Raw genomic sequence first — 26,067 nt, 5'->3', positions numbered from 1 at the left:
GGACGAGCCTTCCCCGCACCCCACTTTGATGTCGCATTCCCGCCAGCTTTGTCGGCGGGCGGGTGTAACTGTGGAGACGTGCACGAAGACTTCGAACGCTGCTACCGGGCCGTGCAGTCCAAGGACGCCCGGTTCGACGGCTGGTTCGTCACCGCCGTGCTCACGACCCGGATCTACTGCCGGCCCAGCTGCCCCGTGCGACCACCCTCTGCCCGCAATGTCTGGTTCCTTCCGACCGCGGCGGCCGCCCAGCGGGCGGGGTTTCGGGCCTGCAAGCGGTGCCGTCCCGATGCGTCGCCGGGCTCCCCCGAATGGAACGTGCGCGGCGACCTCGTCGCCCGCGCCATGCGGTTGATCGCCGACGGCACGGTGGACCGCGAAGGCGTCGGCGGCCTGGCGGCGCGCTTGGGCTACACCGCTCGGCAACTGGAACGTGTGTTGCGCGCCGAAGCCGGCGCCGGCCCGCTCGCGTTGGCCCGCGCGCAGCGGGCGCAGACCGCGCGGCTGCTGATCGAGACCACCGACCTGCCGTTCGCCGACATCGCTTTCGCCGCCGGGTTCTCCAGCATCCGCCAGTTCAATGACACCGTGCGTCTGGTGTTCGAAGGCACGCCGACGGCGATGCGCCGGAGCGTGGCGACTGGGCCACGACGCTCGACATGCGAACCGTCCCCGGGGCCGGTGAACCTGCGGCTGCCGGTCCGCATACCGTTCGCCTACCAGGGCGTGTTCGGCCATCTCGCCGCTACCGCTGTCCCCGGTTGCGAAGAGGTCCGCGCCGGCGCCTACCGGCGCAGCCTGCGGCTTCCCGCCGGCAACGCCGTGGTAGCCCTCACGCCCGCCGCCGACCAAGTGCGCTGCCGCCTGGTGCTCGACGACTTCCGCGATCTCGCCACCGCGATCGCGCGCTTCCGGCGACTGCTGGACCTCGATGCCGATCCCGTGGCGGTGGTCGACGCGCTGGCCGACGACCCGGCGCTCGGGCCCGTCGTGGCTCGGTCCCCGGGGCAGCGCATTCCCCGCACCGTCGACGAAGCCGAACTCGCGGTGCGCGCGGTCCTGGGCCAACAGGTGTCCACCAAGGCCGCAGGGACTCACGCCGGCAGGCTGGCATCGGCTTACGGCGACCCGATTCAGGACCCCGACGGCGAATTGACCCACACGTTCCCCTCGGTCGATCAACTCGCAGAGCTCGATCCGGCACTTCTGGCGGTGCCCGGGGCCCCGCGGCGGACGCTGGCCGCCCTGATCTCCGGCCTCGCCGATGGGCATATCGTGCTGGATGCCGGCAGCGACTGGAGCGGAGCACGTGCCCAATTATTGGCGCTGCCGGGAATCGGCCCCTGGACCGCGGAGGTGATCGCCATGCGCGGGCTCGGTGACCCCGATGCATTTCCCGCCGGTGACCTCGGCTTGAGGCTGGCCGCCGAGCGGCTGGGCTTGCCCAGCCGGCAACGGACCCTCGTCGAGCACAGCGCTCGTTGGCGTCCCCGGCGTTCGTATGCCACCCAACATCTGTGGACCACGCTGCCACATGCGGTAAACCATTGGGAGGTCGCATGATCGAATACCGCACCATCGACAGCCCGATCGGGTCGCTGACCCTGGCCGGGCACGGCACGGTTCTGACCAACCTGCGCATGGTCGACCAGACACACGAACCGAGCCGCGCCGGCTGGTCACCGGCGCCGAGGGCGTTCGGCCACGCGGTCGAGCAGATCCGCGCTTATTTCGCCGGGGAGCTCGTCGAATTCGACCTCGACCTCGACCTGCGGGGAAGCGAGTTCCAACAGCGAGTTTGGCAGGCGCTGTTGACGATTCCGTACGCGGAGACCCGGTCGTACGGACAAATCGCCGCACAGATCGGCGCCCCCGGTGCTGCGCGCGCAGTCGGGTTGGCCAACGGCCGGAACCCGATCGCGATCGTCGTGCCCTGCCATCGCGTCATCGGCGCAGGCGGAAGCCTCACCGGTTACGGCGGGGGGCTCGAGCGCAAACGTGGCCTGCTGGAACTGGAGAAAGGCGGGCGCCGGCGCATGTGAGACACCCGCTGGCGCGACCGGGATCCTGGAGAGCCCGCCGAGGCGACTGCCCTGAGCCCCCCACACCCACGGACGGGCGCACCGCTGCCACGCCCCCCGGCGCAGGGGAGTTCACCGTTCGCTGCCCACAGATCGACGAATCTTGCCAGAAAGGAAAGGAAAGACGCCTAACGGGCCAACAACCTGCGAGCGCCGCAGTTCGCGTTGAGCGGCTAACGGGTTCGTGCGAGGCTGCTTGCCGAGCCGACAGGGATAGCCGAGAGGAAGCCCAATGTTGATCGCGGTCCCCGAATCGATGACCGGGGCGGCGGCCGACTTGGCGACTATCGCGTCGGCGGTCAATGTTGCTCATCTGGCGGCGGCCGCCCCGACCGTCGCCATGGTTCCCGCCGCTGCCGACGCGGTGTCATCGACCATCGCACAGCTGTTTTCCCGGTATGCCCAGGATTATCAGGCGCTGGCCGCACGCGCGGCTTCGTTCCACGATCAATTGGTGCAGCGCCTGACTTCCAGTGCAGGCCCCTATGCGGGCGCCGAGGCCGCTAACGTCGCGATGTTGAAACCGCTGACTGCCGGTATGGGCGCGGCCGCGGCGGCGGGGGCCAATTGGTCTACTCCATTCAGGCCGCTTTGATTCTCGCGACAGCACTTGCCACGGTGCCGTTTTACGCTCTTATGGTATCGCCGTCCTTGCTCGTTATCGGGCTGGCGATAGTCCTCGCCCCATTCCTCTGCATCATCGACAAGATCGCCGGGCTTTTATAGGCAACTTTCATTACAGTTGCCGGGCGCCGGCGGAGCCACACCGGTCACGTGCGGTCTCGACCGCAGGCGCGCACCGCGGAAATTCGCCTTCATTCGACCAGAAAGCACAAAAACACCCTCGGGAAACCGGGGGTGTTTTTGTGTATGTTCGGCGGTGTCCTACTTTTCCACCCGAAAAGGGCAGTATCATCGGCGCTGACAGGCTTAGCTTCCGGGTTCGGAATGGGACCGGGCGTTTCCCTGTCGCTCTGGCCGCCGTAACTCTATTTATTTTGAACAAAAGTGTTCTGGTGGGGGGTGTGGTGTCTTAAGACAGTGGTTGCGAGGTGTGTTGGTAAGTTTTCGGCCGGTTAGTGCCAGTTCCCTGCACTCATTGCTGAGCTTCCAGGTCTGACCTATCGAACCCGTGGTCTGCGGGGGGCCTTATCCCTCTAAAAGGGTGAGAAACCTGATCTTGGAGAAGGCTTCCCGCTTAGATGCTTTCAGCGGTTATCCTAGCCGAACGTGGCTATCCAGCGGTGCCCCTGGCGGGACAACTGGTAGACCAGAGGTTCGTCCGTCCCGGTCCTCTCGTACTAGGGACAGCACTCCTCAAGTTTCTGACGCGCGCGGCGGATAGAGACCGAACTGTCTCACGACGTTCTAAACCCAGCTCGCGTGCCGCTTTAATGGGCGAACAGCCCAACCCTTGGGACCTGCTCCAGCCCCAGGATGCGACGAGCCGACATCGAGGTGCCAAACCATCCCGTCGATATGGACTCTTGGGGAAGATCAGCCTGTTATCCCCGGGGTACCTTTTATCCGTTGAGCGACACCCCTTCCACTCGGGGGTGCCGGATCACTAATCCCGACTTTCGTCCCTGCTTGACTTGTAGGTCTCGCAGTCAAGCTCCCTTGTGCATTTACACTCAACACCTGATTGCCGTCCAGGTTGAGGGAACCTTTGGGCGCCTCCGTTACATTTTAGGAGGCAACCGCCCCAGTTAAACTACCCGCCAGGCACTGTCCGTGAACCGGATATACGGTTCGACGTTAGGTGTCCAATACGATCAGAGTGGTATTTCAACAACGACTCCGCCCCAACTGGCGTTGGAGTTTCACAGTCTCCCACCTATCCTACACAAACCGTACCGAACACCAATACCAAGTTGTAGTGAAGGTCCCGGGGTCTTTTCGTCCTGCCGCGCGTAACGAGCATCTTTACTCGTAGTGCAATTTCGCCGAGTCTATGGTTGAGACAGTTGAGAAGTCGTTACGCCATTCGTGCAGGTCGGAACTTACCCGACAAGGAATTTCGCTACCTTAGGATGGTTATAGTTACCACCGCCGTTTACTGGGGCTTAAATTCTCCGCTTCACCTTACGGTTAACGGGTCCTCTTAACCTTCCAGCACCGGGCAGGCGTCAGTCCGTATACATCGTCTTGCGACTTCGCACGGACCTGTGTTTTTAGTAAACAGTCGCTTCTCACTGGTTTCTGCGACCGGTTTCCGCTCCCACCGCGAGGGTGTTCACGGCATGCCGGCCCCCCTTCTCCCGAAGTTACGGGGGCATTTTGCCGAGTTCCTTAACCATAGTTATCTCGTACGCCTTGGTATTCTCTACCTGACCACCTGTGTCGGTTTGGGGTACGGGCCGTGTGTGTGCTCGCTAGAGGCTTTTCTTGGCAGCAGAGGATCACCGAATTCGCCTCAATCGGCTATGCATCACCTCTCAGGATTAGTGAGCGACGGATTTGCCTATCGCTCTCCCTACAGGTTTACCCCAGTATTTCCACTGACTGGTACGGCTACCTTCCTGCGTCACCCCATTGCTTGACTACTACCAGCGAAGGTCCCACGCAGCCCCGAAACGCCATGCCCCCGAAGGGGAACGGTCATTGCGGTTTTGGGTGGTTAGTACCGCTGATTCGTCAGGGACGCCCACACACGGGTACGGGAATATCAACCCGTTGTCCATCGACTACGCCTGTCGGCCTCGCCTTAGGTCCCGACTCACCCTGGGCGGACTGGCCTGGCCCAGGAACCCTTGGTCTTTCGGCGGGCAAGGTTCTCACTTGCCTAATCGCTACTCATGCCTGCATTCTCACTCCCCCACCCTCCACCACCGGTTACCCGGAGGCTTCGCTGAATGAGGGACGCTCCCCTACCCAACCTTGCGGTTGCCGCGGCTTCGGCGGTGTGCTTGAGCCCCGCTACATTATCGGCGCACAATCACTTGACCAGTGAGCTATTACGCACTCTTTCAAGGGTGGCTGCTTCTAAGCCAACCTCCTGGTTGTCTCTGCGACTGCACATCCTTTTCCACTTAGCACACGCTTAGGGGCCTTAGCCGGCGATCTGGGCTGTTTCCCTTTCGACGTACGGAGCTTATCCCCCGCCGTCTCACTGCCACGCTATACACCACGGCATTCGGAGTTTGGCTGACGTCAGTAACCTAGTAGGGCCCATCGGCCATCCAGTAGCTCTACCTCCGTGGTGAAACACGTGACGCTGCACCTAAATGCATTTCGGGGAGAACCAGCTATCACGGAGTTTGATTGGCCTTTCACCCCTACCCACAACTCATCCCCTCAGTCTTCAACCTAAGTGGGTTCGGGCCTCCACGCGGTCTTACCCGCGCTTCACCCTGGTCATGGGTAGATCACTCCGCTTCGGGTCCAGAACACGCCACTCAATCGCCCTATTCAGACTCGCTTTCGCTGCGGCTACCCCACACGGGTTAACCTTGCGACGTGTCCCTGACTCGCAGGCTCATTCTTCAAAAGGCACGCCATCACCCCACGAGGAGGCTCTGACGGATTGTAGGCACACGGTTTCAGGTACTATTTCACTCCCCTCCCGGGGTACTTTTCACCATTCCCTCACGGTACTAATCCGCTATCGGTCATCGAGAAGTATTTAGGCTTACCGGGTGGTCCCGGCAGATTCACAGCAGATTCCACGGGCCCGCTGCTACTCGGGAGTTGATACTAGGTAGGTGTCGGGTTTTCGCGTACCGGGCTCTCACCGTCTACGGCAGACCATCCCAGGCCACTTCCGCTAACCACGACACTTTATGACTACCTCCCAGCCAGGTAGAGCTGAGACATATCATTCCCACAACCCCGCACACACAACCCCTACCCGGTTACACATGCGTGCGGTTTAGCCTGTTCCGCGTTCGCTCGCCACTACTAGCGGAATCACAATTGTTTTCTTCTCCTACGGGTACTGAGATGTTTCACTTCCCCGCGTTACCTCCCGCACCCTATATATTCAGATGCGGGTAACACGACATGACTCGTGCTGGGTTTCCCCATTCGGAAATCCTCGGATCAATGCTCGGTTGACAGCTCCCCGAGGCATATCGCAGCCTCCCACGTCCTTCATCGGCTCTCGATGCCAAGGCATCCACCATGCGCCCTTAAACACTTACTAACACACAAAAACCAAGAAGAAATTACACAAAACGAATACGCCACTGCTATGAGCGACGAATCCGCTTAGATGCTCGCAACCACTATCCAGTAATCAAACACCACACCCCACCACCAAGATGGAGGGACACCACTGAGGCAGTCCCAGCAGGACAGCCCGAGTGTTGTCTCAGGGCCCAATAGTGTGTCTGGCGATCATTTGCTGTTGCGCACCCGGCCCCGTCCACTACAGACGAGAACCCCTCACGGCTCGCACCCCACTTGTTGGGGTGCTTTTCGTGGTGCTCCTTAGAAAGGAGGTGATCCAGCCGCACCTTCCGGTACGGCTACCTTGTTACGACTTCGTCCCAATCGCCGATCCCACCTTCGACAGCTCCCTCCCAAGGGTTAGGCCACTGGCTTCGGGTGTTACCGACTTTCATGACGTGACGGGCGGTGTGTACAAGGCCCGGGAACGTATTCACCGCAGCGTTGCTGATCTGCGATTACTAGCGACTCCGACTTCACGGGGTCGAGTTGCAGACCCCGATCCGAACTGAGACCGGCTTTAAAGGATTCGCTCCACCTTGCGGCATCGCAGCCTTTTGTACCGGCCATTGTAGCATGTGTGAAGCCCTGGACATAAGGGGCATGATGACTTGACGTCATCCCCACCTTCCTCCGAGTTGACCCCGGCAGTCTCTCACGAGTCCCCACCATTACGTGCTGGCAACATGAGACAAGGGTTGCGCTCGTTGCGGGACTTAACCCAACATCTCACGACACGAGCTGACGACAGCCATGCACCACCTGCACACAGGCCACAAGGGAACCGACATCTCTGCCGGCGTCCTGTGCATGTCAAACCCAGGTAAGGTTCTTCGCGTTGCATCGAATTAATCCACATGCTCCGCCGCTTGTGCGGGCCCCCGTCAATTCCTTTGAGTTTTAGCCTTGCGGCCGTACTCCCCAGGCGGGGTACTTAATGCGTTAGCTACGGCACGGATCCCAAGGAAGGAAACCCACACCTAGTACCCACCGTTTACGGCGTGGACTACCAGGGTATCTAATCCTGTTCGCTCCCCACGCTTTCGCTCCTCAGCGTCAGTTACTGCCCAGAGACCCGCCTTCGCCACCGGTGTTCCTCCTGATATCTGCGCATTCCACCGCTACACCAGGAATTCCAGTCTCCCCTGCAGTACTCTAGTCTGCCCGTATCGCCCGCACGCCGAGGGTTAAGCCCCCGGTTTTCACGAACAACGCGACAAACCACCTACGAGCTCTTTACGCCCAGTAATTCCGGACAACGCTCGCACCCTACGTATTACCGCGGCTGCTGGCACGTAGTTGGCCGGTGCTTCTTCTGCAGGTACCGTCACTTGCGCTTCGTCCCTGCTGAAAGAGGTTTACAACCCGAAGGCCGTCATCCCCCACGCGGCGTCGCTGCATCAGGCTTGCGCCCATTGTGCAATATTCCCCACTGCTGCCTCCCGTAGGAGTCTGGGCCGTATCTCAGTCCCAGTGTGGCCGGACACCCTCTCAGGCCGGCTACCCGTCGTCGCCTTGGTAGGCCATCACCCCACCAACAAGCTGATAGGCCGCGGGCCCATCCCACACCGCAAAAGCTTTCCACCTCAAGACATGCGTCTCGAGGTCCTATTCGGTATTAGACCCAGTTTCCCAGGCTTATCCCGAAGTGCAGGGCAGATTGCCCACGTGTTACTCACCCGTTCGCCACTCGAGTACCTCCGAAGAGGCCTTTCCGTTCGACTTGCATGTGTTAAGCACGCCGCCAGCGTTCGTCCTGAGCCAGGATCAAACTCTCCAAACAAAAACTCCTCGCAAACGAGGTGAATTCAAATCAGAGATACCTGACAAGACACCAAAATCTGGCGTCAAAAAACGACCATACCCACACACGGGGCGTGTAAGTATGGTCAAAAAACAACAACAAACAAAAACACCAAACACACTATTGAGTTCTCAAACAACACTCTTGCTTTTGTCACCCGCTCTGGGGCAACCCTGCCAGCTTAATACAAACTTGGCTTTGGAGTCAAGCCCCAGTTTTTAGGCCTTTTCAAGTGGCCCCCTTCGGGGCGGGCCGCGCCAGGTTAGTACAGATCCAGCAGGAGGGTCAAGCCCGGTTTTGGCCAACTTCGTTCTGGCCGCACCTTTGGGCGCTGACTCGGACTACTGTACCCGCTCGATCTCCGCTCCCAAAATCTGCAGGTTTTCCACGAACAATGGGTAGCCGCGGTCGATGTGGAAGACGTCGTGCACCTCGGTATCGCCGTCGGCCACCAGCCCCGCCAACACCAGGCCGGCGCCGGCGCGAATGTCCGAACACCACACCGGCGCGCTGGAAAGCTGCGGGAGACCCCGGACCACCGCGTGATGGCCGTCGGTACGGGCATCGGCACCGAGCCGGATCATCTCCTCGACGAAGCGGAAGCGTGCCTCGAAGACGTTCTCGGTGATCATCGACGTGCCGTCTGCGATCGACGCCAGCGCGATGGCCATCGGCTGCAGATCGGTCGGAAAACCCGGAAACGGCAATGTCGCAACGTTGATGGCCTTGGGACGTTCGTACTGGGCTACCCGGAAGCTGTCCTCGGTCTGGGTCACGGTGGCGCCGGCGTCGTGCAGCTTGTGCAGCACCAGCTGCAGGTGGGCGGGGTCGACCCCGGTCACCGAGATGTCACCGCGGGTCATCGCCGCGGCGATACCCCAGGTCGCCGCAACGATGCGGTCCCCGATGACCCGGTGTTCGGTCGGGTACAGCCGTGGGACGCCGGTGATCGTCATCGTCGGCGAGCCCGCACCCTCGACCTGAGCCCCCATCTGGTTCAGCATCGTGCACAGATCGACCACGTCGGGCTCCCGCGCCGCGTTGTGGATCGTGGTCACACCGTCGGCCACCACCGCGGCCATCAAGATGTTCTCGGTCGCCCCCACCGACGGGAACTCCAGCTGAATCTCCGCGCCGCGCAACGTCTCCGCCTGCGCGACCACGCAACCGTGCTCGATGTTGCACTGCGCGCCCAGCTGGCGCAGACCGGCCTGATGCATGTCTAGCGGACGGGATCCGATCGCATCACCGCCTGGCAGGGCGACCCTGGCCCGCTTGCAGCGGCCCACCAGCGGTCCCAACACACAGACCGACGCCCGGAACTGGCGCACCGCCGCGAAGTCGGCATCGTATTTCGGCTCGTCGGGGGACGTGATGCGGGCGACGTCACCGTCGAGTTCGACGGTGGCACCCAGACCGCGCAGCACCTCCGCCATCAACGGCACGTCGAGGATGTCGGGGCAGTTGGTGATGGTGCTGGTGCCCTCGGCCAACAGCGTCGCGGCCATGAGCTTGAGCACGCTGTTCTTGGCACCGCCGACTGCGACCTTGCCGGACAACCGGTTGCCACCGGTCACCACGAATCGCTCAGCCACCCGCGTCAGTCTAGTGAAGCCCTATCGGCTTGTCAGTCAGCCCGCTTGACGACGATGCGCTCCGTGGTGCGGAGTGCGGTGGGGTCAAGCCGTCGAGCCGAGCGGTCGGGCCGCGGTACGGTTTGGTCATGGCGATACACCTGACCCGCATATATACCCGGACCGGCGACGACGGAACGACCGGGTTGAGCGACTTCTCGCGGGTCTCGAAGAACGACCCGCGCCTGGTGGCATACGCAGACTGCGACGAGGCCAACTCCGCGATCGGTGTCGCCCTCGCACTCGGCCGGCCCGGCCAGGAAATCTCCGGCGTGCTGCGCCAGATCCAGAACGACCTGTTCGACGCCGGCGCGGACCTGTCCACGCCGGTGGTGGAAAACCCCGAATACCCGCCGCTGCGGGTCACTCAGCCCTACATCGATCGGCTCGAAAAGTGGTGTGACACATATAACGATGCGCTGCCGGCGCTGAACTCCTTTGTGCTGCCGGGTGGTTCGCCGCTGTCCGCGCTGTTGCACGTCGCGCGCACCGTCGTACGCCGGGCCGAGCGCTCGGCGTGGGCCGCCGTGGATGCCGATCGCGAGGCCGTCAGCATCGTGCCGGCGCAATACCTCAACCGGTTGTCCGACCTGCTGTTCATCCTGGCACGGGTGACCAATGACGGCGATGACGTCCTCTGGAAGCCCGGCGGTGGCGCACCGGCACCGGGCTGACCGAAAGACTAGACGCTGCGCCGCCGGGCGCGGGGCGACGGCCGGGACTCCAGCCAGGACAGGAATGCGGTCAAAGCCCCCTTGTCCAGGGCGATCTCGTATCCCGACCTGCGGTCCTGGGTCGTGTCGCGCAATTCCAGCACGACGATCTCGTTGGTCATGATGTCGAATTCGTCGCCCCGCGGCGCACGCCGCCCCACGATCTCCACGCCGCGCCGGCTGAGCCGCCGGTCCGGCCACAACCTCAGACTGGACAGCCGGTAGAACGCGGCTTCGCCGCCGCGGTAACGGATCACACCGTGCCGCCAGCCATGGCCGCCGACTGCGGGAATGTCCCGCATGATCGCCGCGGTGCCGCCTTGGCGCAGCTTCCACAACCGGTAGCTCAAGGCGAGAACGGCCGCGCCCAGCGCGACGATGAGCGCGACCATGAGACCCATGGGCGCGCTCATCAGCGCCTAGTCGATCGCGCCGACGGCACGCAATCTCGCGCGACCCCGTGCGGCGATACGCGGATCGTCGGACTCGGAATCCTCCCTGGCGGAGCTCTCGTCGATCTCCGATTCGATCGCCGCGGATTCGGCCAGGATGCTGATGCTCTCCTCGGTGACCGACAAGAATCCGCCATCCACCGCGATCCGCAGGTCGTCTTGGCCCTCCCGTTCGACGCGCACCATGGCGTCATCGACCAACTGAGCCACCAGCGGGATGTGATGGGGCAGGATGCCGATTTCGCCGACGGTGGTGCGGGTGAACAGGAAGGTGGCCTCCCCAGACCAGATCTTCCGGTCCACGGCGACTATCTCGACGTTCAATCCCGCCATCTCACACCGCCTTTCGCCCTGATTCCGGCCCGGATTCCGATCACAGCTTGGCGCCGAGGCTCTCGGCCTTCTTGGCCAGGTCGTCAAGACCGCCGATCAGGAAGAACGCCTGCTCGGGCACGTGGTCGAACTCGCCCTTGGTCAGCCGGTCGAACGCCTCGATGGTCTCCTTCAGCGGCACCGTCGAACCCGGCTGTCCGGTGAACTGCTCGGCGGCCATCATGTTCTGGGAGAGGAAACGCTCGATGCGCCGGGCTCGGTTCACCAACTGCTTGTCCTCCTCGGACAGCTCGTCGATGCCGAGGATGGCGATGATGTCCTGAAGGTCCTTGTAGCGCTGCAGGACCCGGATGACCTCCTGCGCCACGCGGTAGTGCTCCTCGCCGACGACGCCGGGGTCGAGGATCGTCGAGCTGGAGGCCAGCGGGTCCACCGCGGGGAAGATGCCCTTGGAGAAGACCGAACGGGACAACTCGGTGGTGGCGTCCAGGTGCGCGAACGTCGTGGCCGGCGCCGGGTCGGTGTAGTCGTCGGCGGGCACGTAGACCGCCTGCATCGACGTGATCGAACGCCCACGCGTCGAGGTGATGCGCTCCTGCAGCTCCCCCATCTCGTCGGCCAGCGTGGGCTGGTACCCCACCGCCGACGGCATGCGACCGAGCAGCGTCGACACCTCGGAACCGGCCTGGGTGAACCGGAAGATGTTGTCGATGAACAGCAGCACGTCCTGGCCGGCCTCGTCGCGGAACCACTCGGCCATGGTCAGGGCGGACAGCGCCACCCGCATACGGGTGCCGGGCGGTTCGTCCATCTGGCCGAACACGAGCGCGGTGTCCTTGAGCACGTTGGCTTCCTGCAGCTCCACCCACAGGTCGTTGCCCTCGCGCGTGCGCTCGCCCACACCGGCGAACACCGAGGTGCCGCCGAAGTTCCGGGCGATGCGGTTGATCATCTCCTGGATAAGCACCGTCTTGCCCACGCCCGCACCGCCGAAGAGCGCGATCTTGCCGCCACGCACGTACGGGGTCAGCAGGTCGACGACCTTCAGACCGGTCTCGAGCATCTCGGTGCGCGGTTCGAGCTCCTCGAAGGCCGGGGGCTTGCGGTGAATCGACCAGTGCTCGAAGTCTTCCCCGTATCCCGGCTTGTCCAGGCAGTAGCCCAGCGCGTCGAAGACGTGGCCCTTGACTTCCTGACCGACCGGTACAGAAATCGGTTTGCCGGTGTCGGTGACCTCGACCCCGCGCACCAGGCCGTCGGTGGGCTGCAGCGAGATCGTGCGCACGAGATTGTCGCCCAGGTGCTGAGCGACCTCGAGCGTCAGGGTCTTGGCGAGGGACTCGAAGGTGATCTCGGCGTGCAGGGCGTTGAACAGCTCCGGCACCGAGCCCCGGGGAAACTCGACGTCGACCACCGGGCCTGTGACGCGTACGACGCGTCCGTTGGTGTCGGTGTCGGCCTTGCCGGCCTTTTCGGCAGTAGCACTCATATCTTCTTCGCTTCCTTTGGTGCCTACTTGGCGGCGTCGGCGAGCGCGTTTGCGCCACCGACGATTTCGCTGATTTCCTGGGTGATCTGGGCCTGCCGTTCGCGGTTGGCCTCCAGCGTCAGGGCCTTGATGAGGTCGTCGGCGTTGTCGGTGGCCGACTTCATCGCGCGCTGGCGCGACGCCAACTCGGATGCCGCCGACTCCAGGAGCGCCGCGTACACGCGGGTGGTCAGGTACCGCGGCAGCAGCGCCTCGAAAAGCGTTGTCGCGTCAGGCTCGAACGAGTACAGGGTGTGCAGCTGGGGTTCTTCCTCGACGTACTCCACCACCATCGGGGCGATCCGGTGCACCACCGCCGACTGCGACAGCATCGACTTGAACTCGGTGTAGACGACGTGCAGTTCGTCGACGCCCTCGGTGTCGGGCTGCCGGTTCTCGGCCTCACCGCCGGCGCCGAGCATGAACGCCTCGACCAGCGTCGAGGCGATCTCCGCGGCATTCTCGTAGGTCGGCTGCTCGGAGAAGCCGGTCCACGACTCGGTGATATCCCAGTTGCGGAAGCTGTAGTAATTCAGCGCCTTACGGCCCACGACGTAGGGCACCGGGGTCTTGCCTTCCGCCCGCAGCAACGAGAAGAGCTCCTCGGCGCGCCGGAAGATGCTGGCGTTGTAGGCCCCGCACAGGCCGCGGTCCGACGACACCACCAGCACGCCGGCCCGTTTCGGTTCGGGTCGCTCGACGAGCAACGGGTGGTCCAAAGCGGCTTCGGCGGCCAGGGTGGTCAGCATCCGGGTGATCTCAAAGGCGTAAGGCCGGGCGGATTCCAACCGCGCCTGCGCCTTACCGATGCGCGACGTCGCGATCAGCTCCTGGGCTTTGGTGATCTTCTTGATCGACCCCGCCGACCGGATGCGACCGCGTAGCTCACGAAGTGTGGCGGCCATCTTTGGTTACTTCTTTTCCTTCTTGGGGGCGGGCTTGTGGACTTCCACCGATTCCTTGCCCACCTTCTCCTCGTCGAGGGCCTCGACGTGCTCGTCGGGCACGACCGAACCGCCGCCGGTGGCCGCGAAGCCCTTCTTGAACTTGCCGATCACCTCGGTGAGGGCCTTTTCGGTGTCCTCGTCGAGCTTCTGGCTGTCGCGGATGGTGGCCAGGATCTTCTCCTCGGAGGCCCGGATGTGGTCCAGCAACTCGGTTTCGAACCGCCTGATGTCCTCCACCGGCACCGAGTCCAGGTGACCACCGGTGCCCAGGAAGATCGACACCACCTGCTCCTCGACGGGCATCGGCTGGTACTGCGGTTGCTTGAGTAGCTCGACCAGCCGCTCACCGCGCGCCAGCTGCGCCTTGGACGTGGCGTCCAGGTCGGAGGCGAACGCGGCGAAGGACTCCAGCTCGCGGTACTGCGACAGGTCCAGACGCAGGGAGCCGGCAACCTCTTTCATCGCCTTGATCTGCGCGGCGCCACCGACCCGGGACACCGACACACCAACGTTGATCGCCGGCCGGACGCCCTGGTTGAACAGGTCGGACTCCAAGAAGCACTGGCCGTCGGTGATCGAGATGACGTTGGTGGGGATGTAGGCCGAGATGTCGTTGGCCTTGGTCTCGATGATCGGCAACCCGGTCAGCGAGCCGCCGCCGAGCTCGTCGGAGAGCTTGGCGCAGCGCTCCAGCAGCCGCGAGTGCAGGTAGAACACGTCGCCGGGGTAGGCCTCGCGGCCGGGCGGACGGCGCAGCAGCAGCGAGATCGCGCGGTAGGCCTCGGCCTGCTTGCTCAGGTCGTCGAAGACGATCAGGACGTGCTTGCCGTCGTACATCCAGTGCTGCGCGATCGCCGAACCGGTGTAGGGCGCAAGCCATTTGAAGCCCGCCGAATCCGAGGCCGGCGCCGCGACGATGGTGGTGTAGTCCATCGCGCCGCCTTCCTCCAGGGCGCGGCGCACCGAAGCGATCGTGGTGCCCTTCTGCCCGATGGCGACGTAGACGCAGCGCACCTGCTTGTTCTCGTCACCGGTCTCCCAGTTCTTGCGCTGGTTGAGGATGGTGTCGACGCAGACGGCGGTCTTCCCGGTCTTGCGGTCGCCGATGATCAGCTGGCGCTGGCCGCGGCCGATCGGCGTCATCGCGTCGATGGCCTTGATGCCGGTCTGCAGCGGCTCTTTCACGCTCTGGCGCTGCACCACCGAGGGCGCCTGAAGCTCGAGCGCACGCCGCACGTCGGTCTCGATGTCGCCACGGCCGTCGATCGGCTCGCCGAGCGGGTTGACGACGCGACCCAGGAACGCGTCCCCGACGGGGACCGACAGGACCTCGCCGGTGCGCTTGACCTGTTGGCCTTGCTGGATCTTCTCGAAGTCACCCAGGATCACCGCGCCGACGCTGTGCTCGTCGAGGTTCAGCGCGACGCCGAGGACGCCGCCGGGGAACTCGAGCAGTTCCTGGGTCATGACGGACGGCAGACCTTCGACGTGGGCGATGCCATCCCCGGCGTCGACGACGGTGCCGACCTCCTCGCGGGAGGTGTCGGAGGTGAAAGAGCCTACGTACTCTTCGATGGCGCCCTGAATGTCGTCAGCGGAGATTGTCAACTCGGCCATGGCTTTTCGTCTTTCTACTTCTGTTCGCGTGGGTCTTCGATGGGTCTGTGGTGACTACTTCGTGTTCAGTCGGGCAACTGGGCCTCGGCTGCGGCCAGGCGCGAGGAGAGCGTCCCGTCGATCACCTCGTCGGCCACCGCGATCAACAGCCCGCCCAGCAGCGTCGGGTCGACCTGCAGCTGCACGGCCACCGGATGCCCGTAGGTGCGGCCCAGCACCTCGGTGAGACGAGTGCGCTGGGCATCGCTGAGCTCGGCAGCCGCGCCGACTTGCGCGACCACCTCGCCGCGGCGAGCGACCGCGACTTCCGCCAGGAACCGCATGGCCTCTTCGGCCGGCTGACCTCTGAGCAGCTCGACGGTGTGGGTCAGCAGTGCCGACGCGATCGGGTTGACGCTGCCGCTCGCGCCGCCAAGCACGTTGCGCAGCAACTCCACTCGTTTCTCGGGCGGGACGACGTAGTCGCCGAGCAGGATGCCCAGACGCGGCTGCGCGTCGAGAATCCGGGAGAAACGGAACAACTGGTCTTCGACTTCGCCGACCTGGTCCGCGCGTTCGGCGACTTCCAGCAAGGCTTGGCGCGACATGTGCTCGATCGCGTCGATCAGGTCCGAGTCGGCCGACCAACGCTCGCAGACCGCCGCGCGCACCACCTCGAGGGTGGTGTCGCCGACCTTGCCGGAGAGCAGCCGCTCCATCAACCGCACCCGCGGCGCCGAGTCTTCGGCGGCCACGGTGAGGTAGCGGGTGACCATCATTTCGCTGTCGAGCATCTTGGCCACCGCCACGAGCTCGTCGGACAACGTGGTCAGCCCGTCCTTGTCGAGATCCTTGGCTACGGTCCCGAACCGGTCCAGCAGGTCACGCAGCGCCCGCCGGCTGGCCGAGCGCATCTTGGTCAGCAGCGGATACTGCACGTCGGCGGAGGCCGGCGCCATCGCGTCGAGCTCGTCGAGGAACCGGTCCACGGTGGCCGACTGCTGCGCGGCGTCGGCGACATAGTTGCGCACCAGTTCCCCTGCGCCGCGCACAGATTCGTGGCCGAGCTCCAGCCGGAGCTGGCGGCTCAGCTGCGTCCGCAGCAGCTCGACCTGGCGGGCACCCTGACCCGTGATGCGTTCGGCCTCCACCTCGGCCTGCACCCGGAACTGCTCGGTGATTCGCTTCGCGTCCGCCTGAGCCTCTTCGACGACGCGCTTCGACTCCGCCTTGGCGTCGTCCACCGCCTTGCTGTGCGCGTTGCTGGCCTGGCCCAGGCGCTCGGCGGCCGTGGCTGCGTCGCTCAGCTGTTGACTCACCACTTTCTGCCTGGTTTCCATCAGTTTGCGCACCGGCGGAACGACGTAGCGCACCACGAGGAAAACGATGACCGCGAACCCGATCAGCTGTCCGATGAACGTCGACATGCGGTTACCGTCCGGACGATCCGGTCGCGGCGGTGACCGGGCCGACGTCGACGCCGAGGATACGACTGGCCAAAGTCGCCGACATGCCTGCCACGTTGGAGCGCAGATCCAGTTCCACGGCGTCCCTTTCCCGCTTCAATTGCTCTGCGGCCGTTTGCAACGTCGACATCACCTGCTGCTCGGCACGGGCTCGCGCGTCCTCGACCGCCTTACGACCCTCGGCCCGGGCGTTGTCGCGGTGCGACGACGCCTCGATCCGGGCCTTGGTCATGACTTCGTCGTAATCGGCCTGGGCGGCCTCGAACTGCTCGTTCGCCTTCTTGTTGTCGGCAAGGGTCTTGGCGACCATCGCGTCGCGCTCACGCAACACCTTCAGGATCGCCGGTACGACGAACGTGCCGATGACGGCGAGGACGATCAGGAAGATGGCGAGAACGAAGAAAAAGGTGCCGTTGGGAATGAGGAAGTTGTTGGTCTTCCCTTCCTCCGCTGCCTGGTCGGCGGCCAGAACGAGAGTGCTTGCGTCGCCCATCACAGCGAATTAGGTGCCGACCGGGGTCGCGAAGACGAACAGCGCCATGAACGCCAGGTTGATGAAGTAGGCCGCCTCGACCAGACCGACGGTGATGAAGAACGGCGTGAACAACCGTCCCTGCGCCTCCGGCTGCCGGGCGATGCCCGAAACCAGCGCGTTGCCGGCGATACCGTCACCGATGCCGGCACCGATCGCGCCGCCACCCATGATCAGGCCACCGCCGATGAGTGCGGCGGCAGCGACTTGGGGGTCCAGGGCCATTCTTTCCTCCTTTGAGTGGTGGCGATCTGGTAGTGGTCTACCAGGCGCCGATAGTGATGCGCGGATGAGCCGGATGCGTGGCGGTCTCAGTCATGGTGTTCTTCGACCTCCATCGCCTGGCTGAAATACAAGATGGTCAAGATGGCGAAGATGAACGCCTGGATCGCACCGACGAACAGATCGAACGCCTTCCAGATCGCGTTGGGTGCCCACATGATGTACGGCGGAAACAGTGCGATCAGCGCAACCAGGATGCCACCGGCGAAGATGTTGCCGAAAAGTCGGAGCGACAGGGAAATTGGCTTCGCGAGTTCTTCGACGAGGTTGATCGGCGCCAAGAAGGCCACGTGTCCTTTGAGCACCGCGAGCGGGTGGCCGACAATGCCACGACGCCAGATTCCCGCCACGTGATAGCAGACGAAGACGAACAAGGCTAGCGCCAGCACATAGTTGATGTCCGCCGCCGCCGACTTGAGCAGCTCGGTGGTGTGCCCCGACTTGTCGGTGTACTGCAGCGGCAGCACCGACAGCCAGTTGGAGATCAGGATGAACACGAAGATGGTGACCGCGAGCGGGAGCACGAAGGGGGCGATCCGCATGCCGATGGCGCTCTCGACCTGGGCGCGCATCTGCTCGGTGATCGCCTCCCAGAACAACTGCACCCCACTGGGCACGCCCGTCGAGGTGATCTTCGCGCGCAGGAAGAACGCTAGCCCGATCACGATCACCGCGGCGATCGCTGTCGACAGGATCGTGTCGGTGTTGACGGTCATCCCCAGCCACGTGGCGTGGGTGTGCTCTCCGACCTCGATCTGCGACTCGGCCAGGATCACCTGAGTCATTTGCCGGTACCCCTTTCTTCCGGCCCTGCCGACGACTCACCGGGCACCCCTGCACGCAGCTTCTTCCAGACCGGCACGGCGGTCGATATCACCAGCAGCACCTGGAACAGTGCCAGCCCGAACATCACGCCCAGCCCGGCAGGCCGGAAAAGATAAGCGATGGCCAGCGCGACCACCGTCATGATGGCCAACCGCGACGCCGAGTTGATCGCCATCGACCTTTTCATCGGATTTTCCTGGGAGGTGATCGAATCGACCGACCGGCGCACCAACAACGCGTTGAGCAAACCCAGCAGCAGCCCGACACCGAAAAACACCCCGAGCATGAGATGACCCGACAACGCGGCGGCGACAACGGCGACCGCGGTGATCCCGATGCTGATCAGGAGAAGCCGAACGGGTCGGAAAGCAACAGAGGGAAACACCAACGGCGCGTCCTGCGCTGGCGTCGTCACTGCAGCACCTCAATCCCGAGTTAGTGGAGCGGGAACGCCCCGACCGACTGATCGGTGGCCCGCCGAGCGTATCGCAGTCATCACGATGGAATCACCCAAGGGGTAGCTCCCTGCGTACGTCGTGAATCGGCGCGATCGGGAAGGCGACCGACGGGCCGGTGGGCCGACAACCCTCGAGGTTTGTTTCGGGGTTCTACCAGCACCGTACCATATGCCAGAGACCACTACTACTCCTTGTCGTAGCTCTCGTCGTCGTAGTCGTCCTGGCGGCGCAGGAGCGGGATCGCCGTCGCGACACCGGCGACCACGATCGCACCCAGCATCACCACCCCGGTGTCGCGGGGGTTGAAAAAGATCGTGCTAGCCGCGCCGAAGGCGACGATGCCCACCCACAGGTAGATCAGCAGCACCACCCGGCGGTGCGAGTGTCCGATCTGCAGCAACCGGTGGTGCAGGTGCATCTTGTCGGGGGAAAAGGCGCTGCGACCCGCGCGGGTACGCCGCACGATGGCCAGCAGCAGGTCCAGCATCGGCACGAACATCACCGCCGCCACCAGCAAGAACGGCGACAGCAGAGCAAACACGTCACGAGCGCCGTAGGCGTTCTGCGACACCGGGCCGGCGGCGGTCGTGGAGGCGGCGGCCAGCATCAGACCGATCAGCATCGAACCCGAATCGCCCATGAAGATCCGGGCCCGGTGAAAGTTGTGCGGCAGGAAACCCAGGCAGGCGCCGGCCAGCACCACCGAGATGACGGCCGGTGGATAGAACAGGACATCGCCGCCGTGGTCGCGCAGCATGCCCACCGAGAACATGCAGAAGGCCAGCGCGGTGATGAGGCCCAGTCCGGCGGCCAGGCCGTCGAGCCCGTCGACGAAGTTCATCGCGTTGACGACCGACACCGTCAGCGCCAGGGTCAGCAGGATCGACGAGGCCTGATCGAGCACGATGGTGCCGACTCCCCCGATCGGGATGTACAGAACCGTCCAGGCGACGCCCATGGTGACCAGCACGCTGGCCGCGGTGATCTGCCCGGCGAATTTCGTCAGGGCGTCCAGGCCCCAGCGGTCGTCGATGAGCCCGATGCCCATGATGATCGCGCCCGCGACCAGCACCGCGGGCATTCCGGTCGAGTAGACGAAACCCCGTGTCAGCGCGGGCAGCTCGGAGGCCAGGAACACGGCGGCCAGGACGCCGAGGAACATCGCCAGCCCGCCCATGCGCGGGGTCGGCGTCACGTGCACATCCCGTTCCCGGGGATAGGCGACTGCACCGAGCCGGGTGGCCAGCACCCGCACCGGTCCGGTCGCGAAGTAGGTGATGACCGCCGCGGTCAGGCCGACAACGGCGAGTTCGCGCAGGGGGATGCCGGCACCGCGATCGGAGAGGGCGAGCAAACCGCCGGCAAGGCTGGTCACGTCGCTGGGCACCTCGAGACCGTACTGCACCGGCCGTGAGCGTCGAACACCGCAGCCGGACCTAGGCGATCAGGGATTCGGGATCCAGGCCTAGCACTTCGGCAATCCGCTCGGCGCTCACCGGTCCGGCGCGCAGAATGCGCGGTGCGGCCCCGGTCAGGTCGACGATCGTGGACGCGGCCTGCTGTTGGGCGGCGCCCGCGTCGAGGTAGACGTCGACGAGATCGCCGAGCTGGACGCGCGCCTGGTCGGCATCTACCGCGGGCGGCCGGCCGGACACGTTGGCGCTGGAGACCGCCATGGGGCCCACCTCGCGCAGCAATTCGATGGCGACCGGGTGCAGCGGCATCCGCAGCATCACGGTCCCCCGCGCATCGCCGAGATCCCATTGCAACGAAGGCGCTTGCCTCACCACCAGGCTCAGAGCGCCCGGCCAGAACGCGCGGATCAGCTCGCGGGCCCCGTCGGGCATGGTGTACACCAGGCCCTCGATGGTGTGCCACGAGCCGACCAGCACCCCGACCGGCATGTCCCGGCCGCGCCCCTTCGCCGACAGCAGCGCCCCAACCGCGGCACCGTTGAAGGCGTCGGCACCAATTCCGTAGACGGTGTCGGTCGGCATCACGACCAGCCGGCCGCCCTTGAGCGCGCCGACCGCCGAGGCGATTCCCCGCGCACGCTGCTCGGGGTCGGCACAGCTGAACACCTCAGTCATCGGCGCCGCTCCTCCTCATCGCTGCGCTCTGCATCGTCACGACGCGAGTCATCGGCGCCGCTCCTCCTCATCGCTGCGCTCTGCATCGTCACGACGCGAGTCATCGGCGCCGCTCCTCCTCATCGCTGCGCTCTGCATCGTCACGACGCGAGTCATCGGCGCCGCTCCTCCTCATCGCTGCGCTCTGCATCGTCACGACGCGAGTCATCGGCGCCGCTCCTCCTCATCGCTGCGCTCTGCATCGTCACGACGCGAGTCATCGGCGCCGCTCCTCCTCATCGCTGCGCTCTGCATCGTCACGACGCGAGTCATCGGCGCCGCTCCTCCTCATCGCTGCGCTCTGCATCGTCACGACGCGAGTCATCGGCGCCGCTCCTCCTCATCGCTGCGCTCTGCATCGTCACGACGCGAGTCATCGGCGCCGCTCCTCCTCATCGCTGCGCTCTGCATCGTCACGACGCGAGTCATCGGCGCCGCTCCTCCTCATCGCTGCGCTCTGCATCGTCACGACGCGAGTCATCGGCGCCGCTCCTCCTCATCGCTGCGCTCTGCATCGTCACGACGCGAGTCATCGGCGCCGCTCCTCCTCATCGCTGCGCTCTGCATCGTCACGACGCGAGTCATCGGCGCCGCTCCTCCTCATCGCTGCGCTCTGCATCGTCACGACGCGAGTCATCGGCCCCGCTCCTCCTACGGGCCGTCACGAACCTGGGCCGGCCCGCCAGGTCGCGCCGGCTTCGGATGTCGTCGAAAAGCCCCGTGTCCTGCACCAATCGGGCGGTCCGCGCCGCGGTGGTGTCGTCGTGTTCGACGGCGAACAGACCACCCGGGCGCAGCCAGCGCCCGGCCAGGGCCACCACGGGGGCGATAACGGCCATCCCGTCCGGCCCGCCGAACACCGCATGATGCGGATCATGTTGGAGCACTTCAGGCTCCAACGCGGCGTTGGAAACCGAGTCGTCGGGAACGTAGGGCGGGTTGGACACGACCAGATCGACGCCGCCGTCGAGTTCGGGCAGCAGTCCCAATGCGCCGACATCGGCGCGCACCAGCTCGACGGCCGTGCCCTCGGCGTTGCGGCGCGCGTACTCGAGCGCCGGCGCCGAGTCGTCGATGGCGATGATCCGGGCGTCCAGCCCGAGGCCGGCGCGGTGCCGGGCCAGCGCGACCGCCAGGGCACCGGATCCGGTGCACACATCGACGATCACGGGCCGCGGGGGCAGCGGCTGCGCGATCGCCCACTCCAGCATGGCTTCGGTCTCCGGGCGCGGGATGAACACGCCCGGGCCGACCTGCAAAAGCAGCGGCCCGAACGCCGCCGTCCCGAGAAGATGCTGCAACGGCACCCGCCGTGAGCGGGCGGCCACGACGTCGCGGTACCGACCGAAGAATTCGTCGTCGGGCGTGTCCAGCAGACCCAGCCGGCCCCGGTCGGTGCCGGCCAGGTGGGCGGCCAGTTCCTCGGCGTCCCAACGCGCCGAATCGATCCCCGCCCGGGCGAGCAGCGCCGCCGCGGAGTCGATCGAACGCCGCAGCCGAGTCGTCATGCCTGCTGCAGCCGAGACTGCTTGTCGGCGGCGCTCAGCGCGTCGAGCAGCGCGTCCAGGTCGCCGTCGAGAACCTGGTCGAGATTGTGCGCCTTGAAGCCGATCCGGTGGTCGGTGATCCGGTTCTCCGGGAAGTTGTAGGTGCGGATGCGTTCGCTGCGGTCGACGGTGCGGATCTGGCTGGCCCGATCCGCCGACGCGTCGGCCAGCGCCTGCTCCTCGGCGAGCGCCTGCAGCCGCGCGGCCAGCACCTGCATGGCGCGGGCCTTGTTCTGCAGCTGCGAACGCTCGTTCTGGCAGGTGACGACGATGCCCGTGGGCAGGTGGGTGAGGCGGACCGCCGAATCGGTGGTGTTGACGCCCTGGCCGCCCTTGCCGGACGAGCGGTACACGTCGACGCGCAGGTCGGACTCGTCGATCTGCACCTCGGCGACTTCCTCGGGCTCCGGATAGACCAGCACCCCGGCCGCCGAAGTATGAACCCGGCCCTGGGATTCCGTCACCGGGACCCGCTGCACGCGGTGCACCCCGCCTTCGAACTTCAACCGCGACCACACGCCGTCGACGGCGTCACCCTTACTGGTGATCGACAGCGTCGCGTCCTTGTAGCCGCCCAGATCCGAGAACGTCTCGTCCAGCACCGCCACGGCCCAGCCGTGCCGCTCGGCGTAGCGGATGTACATCCTGGCCAAATCGGCGGCGAACAACGCCGACTCCTCGCCCCCCTCGCCGGATTTCACCTCGAGGACGATGTCGTCGGCGTCATGCGGGTCGCGGGGCGCCAGCATGTCGGTGAGCTGGGTGTCCAACTCGGCCACCCGCACTTCGAGCGCGGTGACCTCCTCCGCGAACGACGGGTCGTCGGCGGCCAGTTCGCGCGCCGTCTCCAGGTCTTCCCGGGCCGAGGTCAGCTTGCGGTGGGTGGCGACGATGGGTGCCAACCGGGCAAACCGGCGGCCGGCTTTGCGCGCCTCCCCGGGATTGCTGTGCAATTCCGGATCTGCCAGTTGGTGCTCGAGGTCGGCATGTTCGGCGAGCAGCACATCGATCGCCTGCGTCGGCTGCGTCATGTCACACCTCCTTCCGCACGCTGTTCGGCGCAGACACGAACCGACGCCCGCCTGTGCGGGTCACACACAGTCCGGGCGTCGGCGAGCTGGCTATTTGTCGGCCGCGTCGGCCTTGTCGGCTGCGCCCTTGCGCTTGCCGTAACGCTTCTCGAAGCGGGCCACGCGGCCGCCGCTGTCGAGGATCTTCTGCTTGCCCGTGTAGAACGGGTGGCACTGCGAGCAAACCTCGACGACGATGCGGCCGCCGGGCTTGGTGCTGCGGGTCTCGAACGTGTTGCCGCATCCGCAATGCACCGTGGTGGGCTCGTAGGCGGGATGGATGTCAGTTTTCATGGGAGTCCTCTTCGGGTTGTCGAGCGTCGATTATGCCAGGTCAACCGGTACCTCCCCAAAACACCGAGGTGCATCCCCGCATTCCCGGTGCGCCGGGGTTGCGCCCAGACATGATCCACGGCGACGTCGGTCGGCGTGTCGGGTGCAGCCCCTAGTCGTTGTCCATGGAGCCGGGCGTCGTCTTGGACACCTGCACCAGAAACTCGTAGTTGTTCTTGGTCTTGCGCAGCTGGCTCATCAGCAGGTCGATGGCCTGGTGGGAATCCAGACCCGACAGCACGCGGCGCAGCTTGTGCACGATCGCGAACTCGTCCGGCGAGAGCAGCAGCTCGTCCTTGCGGGTGCCCGACGGGTTCACGTCGACCGCGGGGAACACCCGCCGCTCGGAGATCTTGCGGTCCAGCTTGAGCTCGGCGTTACCGGTGCCCTTGAACTCCTCGAAGATGACTGTGTCACCGGTGGATCCCGTCTCGACCATCGCGGTGGCGATGATGGTCAGCGACCCGCCCTCCTCGATGTTGCGCGCGGCGCCCAGGAATCGCTTCGGCGGGTACAGGGCGGTCGAATCGACACCACCGGAGAGGATCCGGCCCGACGCGGGCGAAGCGTTGTTGTAGGCGCGCCCGAGGCGGGTGATCGAGTCCAGCAGCACCACGACGTCCTTGCCCTGCTCGACGAGCCGCTTGGCGCGTTCGATCGCCAGCTCGGCCACCGAGGTGTGGTCCGACGGCGGCCGGTCGAACGTCGAGGCGATGACCTCGCCCTTGACCGAGCGCGTCATGTCGGTGACCTCCTCGGGCCGCTCGTCGACGAGCACGACCATGAGGTGGCATTCGGGGTTGTTCTTGGTGATCGCGTTGGCGATGTCCTGCAGGATGGTCGTCTTGCCCGCCTTGGGCGGCGAGACGATCAGCGCGCGCTGGCCCTTGCCGATCGGCATGATCAGGTCGATGACCCGCGTGGTCAGCCGCTCGGGGGTGGTTTCCAGGCGCAGCCGCTGATTCGGGTACAACGGCGTCAGCTTGCTGAAGTCGGGCCGCTTCTTGGCGTCCTCGACCGATCCGCCGTTGACGGTGTCCAGGCGCACCAGCGGGTTGAACTTCTGCCGCTGGTTGGGCTGCTCGCCGTCGCGCGGCACGCGCACCGCGCCGGTCACCGCGTCGCCGCGGCGCAGGCCGTTCTTGCGCACCATGTTCATCGACACGTAGACGTCGTGCGGGCCGGCCAGGTACCCGGAGGTGCGGACGAACGCGTAGTTGTCGAGGACGTCGAGGATCCCGGCCACCGGCTGGACGACGTCGTCCTCGCGCAGTTCGGTGTCGGCGCCGTCGCCCGAGCGTTCGCTTCGGCGCCTGCGGTCCCGGAAGCGGCGTCCGCGCCGGCCCTGCCGCCCCTCGCCCTCGTCGTCCGGCTGGTTCGAGCCGCGCGACTGCTGGTTACCCGAGCCCTGCTGGTCGTTGCCCTGATCGCCACCGGCGTCCCGCCCGCGCTCGTCGGACTTCGTGTTCTGTTGGCGCTCCTGGGTGTCGCGTTGGCGCTCTTGGCGATTGTCGGCCGCGTCGGCCGACTTGCCCCCGCCGTTACCCGAGCCGTCGCGCTCGTCGTCCTGGCCGCGGTTCTTGGAACCGGCTTCGCGGGACGCGCTGCGACGTTCCCGGCGTGGGGCCTCGGTTTTCGCTTCGTTCTGGTCGGCCTGGGGGGCCGGCGCTTCGGCGGCGGCGGTTTCGCCCTCGGATTTGTCGCTCTTCTCAGGAACCGGCCCGCCACCGGCGGATGTGCCGTTGGCCTTTCCCCGATGTTCCTGGATTGCGGCGATCAGTTCATTCTTGCGCATGCCCGACGTGCCCTTGACGCCGGCTTGGCTGGCCAGCGCGCGCAACTCGGGCAGCACCATCGTGGACAGCGACCCACCCGGGGCAGTGGTTTTGACGGCTGGCGCGTCATGGTTCACGGAATTCGACGCGTGATCGTTCTCGGTGCTTTCTCCAGCCGTGATGAGCTCCGTATCAGTCACGGATTTCCTTTCTTCCCCCGCTGATCACGTCATAAGGGGGTTCGTTGCGCACGTAGGTCGAATTGCCGAGTGCGCCCAATCGTCGACTCTGCGACGGTGATCGCCGGGATCAATGCCAGGATCGGCGTGAGAAACGGCGACCTCGTCCACGAGAAGAATTGGTGGTGTCCTAGCGGCAAGGCAGTATGGATG

The 26,067-nt window shown here is 65.0% G+C and carries 21 protein-coding genes and 3 rRNA genes; 4 read left to right on the top strand and 20 right to left on the bottom strand.

All coding sequences use genetic code 11. The annotated features are described in order from the left end of the window. Positions 1-78 precede the first annotated feature (78 nt). The 3 genes from AB8998_RS09395 (at position 79) to AB8998_RS09385 (ending at position 2,676) form a co-directional block, all read left to right on the top strand. Positions 79-1,563: an AlkA N-terminal domain-containing protein gene (locus tag AB8998_RS09395; RefSeq protein WP_369737642.1), complete on the top strand. Its 1,485-nt coding sequence runs from the start codon at positions 79-81 to the stop codon at positions 1,561-1,563. Beyond that, on the top strand, positions 1,560-2,042 hold the full coding sequence (locus AB8998_RS09390) for a methylated-DNA--[protein]-cysteine S-methyltransferase (RefSeq protein WP_369737641.1): 483 nt from the start codon (positions 1,560-1,562) through the stop codon (positions 2,040-2,042). The genes AB8998_RS09395 and AB8998_RS09390 overlap by 4 nt, the downstream gene beginning before the upstream one ends. Positions 2,043-2,313: 271 nt before the next feature. Continuing rightward, positions 2,314-2,676 (top strand): PE family protein, encoded by a 363-nt coding sequence (locus tag AB8998_RS09385; RefSeq protein ID WP_369737640.1) that lies wholly within the window; start codon positions 2,314-2,316, stop codon positions 2,674-2,676. 277 nt (positions 2,677-2,953) lie between these two features. Here AB8998_RS09385 and rrf read toward each other — a convergent pair. The 4 genes from rrf to murA all read right to left on the bottom strand — a co-directional run bounded on the left by rrf (position 2,954) and on the right by murA (position 9,650). Continuing rightward, positions 2,954-3,067 (bottom strand): 5S ribosomal RNA (gene rrf, locus AB8998_RS09380). A gap of 70 nt (positions 3,068-3,137) precedes the next feature. Continuing rightward, positions 3,138-6,225: ribosomal RNA gene (locus AB8998_RS09375) — 23S ribosomal RNA — on the bottom strand. A gap of 291 nt (positions 6,226-6,516) precedes the next feature. Continuing rightward, positions 6,517-8,034, bottom strand: a 16S ribosomal RNA gene (locus AB8998_RS09370). The 16S, 23S and 5S rRNA genes sit together here, the layout of an rRNA operon. Before the next feature lie 362 nt (positions 8,035-8,396). Further along, a complete protein-coding gene (murA, locus tag AB8998_RS09365) occupies positions 8,397-9,650 on the bottom strand; it encodes a UDP-N-acetylglucosamine 1-carboxyvinyltransferase (protein ID WP_369737639.1) in 1,254 nt (417 codons plus the stop codon). Between the two features lie 128 nt (positions 9,651-9,778). On the opposite strand from murA, the gene AB8998_RS09360 reads away from it, so the two are divergent. Then, on the top strand, positions 9,779-10,363 hold the full coding sequence (locus AB8998_RS09360; protein WP_369737638.1) for a cob(I)yrinic acid a,c-diamide adenosyltransferase: 585 nt from the start codon (positions 9,779-9,781) through the stop codon (positions 10,361-10,363). Positions 10,364-10,371: 8 nt separating this feature from the next. Here AB8998_RS09360 and AB8998_RS09355 read toward each other — a convergent pair whose 3' ends face one another. The 16 genes from AB8998_RS09355 to rho all read right to left on the bottom strand — a co-directional run bounded on the left by AB8998_RS09355 (position 10,372) and on the right by rho (position 25,875). After that, complete coding sequence (locus tag AB8998_RS09355) at positions 10,372-10,815, bottom strand: DUF2550 domain-containing protein (RefSeq protein ID WP_369737636.1); 444 nt, start codon at positions 10,813-10,815, stop codon at positions 10,372-10,374. 6 nt (positions 10,816-10,821) lie between these two features. Next, positions 10,822-11,187, bottom strand: coding sequence for a F0F1 ATP synthase subunit epsilon (locus AB8998_RS09350; protein WP_369737635.1), 366 nt, complete (start codon positions 11,185-11,187; stop codon positions 10,822-10,824). Between the two features lie 40 nt (positions 11,188-11,227). Then, the gene (atpD, locus tag AB8998_RS09345; protein ID WP_369737634.1) at positions 11,228-12,676 is read right to left on the bottom strand and encodes a F0F1 ATP synthase subunit beta; all 1,449 of its coding nucleotides are present in this window, start codon (positions 12,674-12,676) and stop codon (positions 11,228-11,230) included. 23 nt (positions 12,677-12,699) lie between these two features. Next, positions 12,700-13,620, bottom strand: coding sequence for a F0F1 ATP synthase subunit gamma (locus tag AB8998_RS09340; RefSeq protein WP_369737633.1), 921 nt, complete (start codon positions 13,618-13,620; stop codon positions 12,700-12,702). A 6-nt stretch (positions 13,621-13,626) separates the two neighbouring features. Continuing rightward, positions 13,627-15,279, bottom strand: coding sequence for a F0F1 ATP synthase subunit alpha (gene atpA / locus AB8998_RS09335; RefSeq protein ID WP_369737632.1), 1,653 nt, complete (start codon positions 15,277-15,279; stop codon positions 13,627-13,629). Between the two features lie 65 nt (positions 15,280-15,344). Beyond that, complete coding sequence (locus tag AB8998_RS09330) at positions 15,345-16,685, bottom strand: F0F1 ATP synthase subunit B/delta (RefSeq protein WP_369737630.1); 1,341 nt, start codon at positions 16,683-16,685, stop codon at positions 15,345-15,347. A 4-nt stretch (positions 16,686-16,689) separates the two neighbouring features. Continuing rightward, a complete protein-coding gene (locus tag AB8998_RS09325) occupies positions 16,690-17,217 on the bottom strand; it encodes a F0F1 ATP synthase subunit B (protein ID WP_369737629.1) in 528 nt (175 codons plus the stop codon). Positions 17,218-17,226: 9 nt separating this feature from the next. Next, positions 17,227-17,475, bottom strand: a complete 249-nt coding sequence (locus AB8998_RS09320) for a F0F1 ATP synthase subunit C (protein ID WP_024636915.1) — start codon at positions 17,473-17,475, stop codon at positions 17,227-17,229. A gap of 92 nt (positions 17,476-17,567) precedes the next feature. Next, positions 17,568-18,323: a F0F1 ATP synthase subunit A gene (gene atpB / locus AB8998_RS09315; protein ID WP_369737628.1), complete on the bottom strand. Its 756-nt coding sequence runs from the start codon at positions 18,321-18,323 to the stop codon at positions 17,568-17,570. After that, the gene (locus AB8998_RS09310; protein ID WP_369737627.1) at positions 18,320-18,778 is read right to left on the bottom strand and encodes an ATP synthase subunit I; all 459 of its coding nucleotides are present in this window, start codon (positions 18,776-18,778) and stop codon (positions 18,320-18,322) included. Before AB8998_RS09310 ends, atpB begins: the two co-directional genes overlap by 4 nt. A 227-nt stretch (positions 18,779-19,005) precedes the next feature. After that, positions 19,006-20,226, bottom strand: coding sequence for a glycosyltransferase family 4 protein (locus AB8998_RS09305; protein WP_369737626.1), 1,221 nt, complete (start codon positions 20,224-20,226; stop codon positions 19,006-19,008). Positions 20,227-20,257: 31 nt separating this feature from the next. Continuing rightward, a complete protein-coding gene (locus AB8998_RS09300; protein ID WP_369737625.1) occupies positions 20,258-20,911 on the bottom strand; it encodes an L-threonylcarbamoyladenylate synthase in 654 nt (217 codons plus the stop codon). Between the two features lie 620 nt (positions 20,912-21,531). Then, entirely contained in the window at positions 21,532-22,458 is a 927-nt protein-coding gene (prmC, locus tag AB8998_RS09295) for a peptide chain release factor N(5)-glutamine methyltransferase (protein ID WP_369737624.1), read from the bottom strand. Continuing rightward, on the bottom strand, positions 22,455-23,528 hold the full coding sequence (gene prfA / locus AB8998_RS09290) for a peptide chain release factor 1 (protein WP_369737623.1): 1,074 nt from the start codon (positions 23,526-23,528) through the stop codon (positions 22,455-22,457). Before prfA ends, prmC begins: the two co-directional genes overlap by 4 nt. Before the next feature lie 90 nt (positions 23,529-23,618). Beyond that, a complete protein-coding gene (gene rpmE, locus AB8998_RS09285) occupies positions 23,619-23,861 on the bottom strand; it encodes a 50S ribosomal protein L31 (protein WP_144952059.1) in 243 nt (80 codons plus the stop codon). A gap of 151 nt (positions 23,862-24,012) precedes the next feature. After that, positions 24,013-25,875 carry a transcription termination factor Rho gene (rho, locus tag AB8998_RS09280; RefSeq protein WP_369737621.1) on the bottom strand — a complete coding sequence of 621 codons (1,863 nt, stop codon included), beginning with the start codon at positions 25,873-25,875 and terminating at the stop codon, positions 24,013-24,015. Positions 25,876-26,067: the final 192 nt, after the last annotated feature.

The organism is Mycobacterium sp. HUMS_12744610 (assembly GCF_041206865.1).
GTDB lineage: Bacteria > Actinomycetota > Actinomycetes > Mycobacteriales > Mycobacteriaceae > Mycobacterium > Mycobacterium servetii.
The sequence above is the reverse complement of the archived record's forward strand: the minus strand, read 5'-3'. Positions and strand labels throughout refer to the sequence as shown.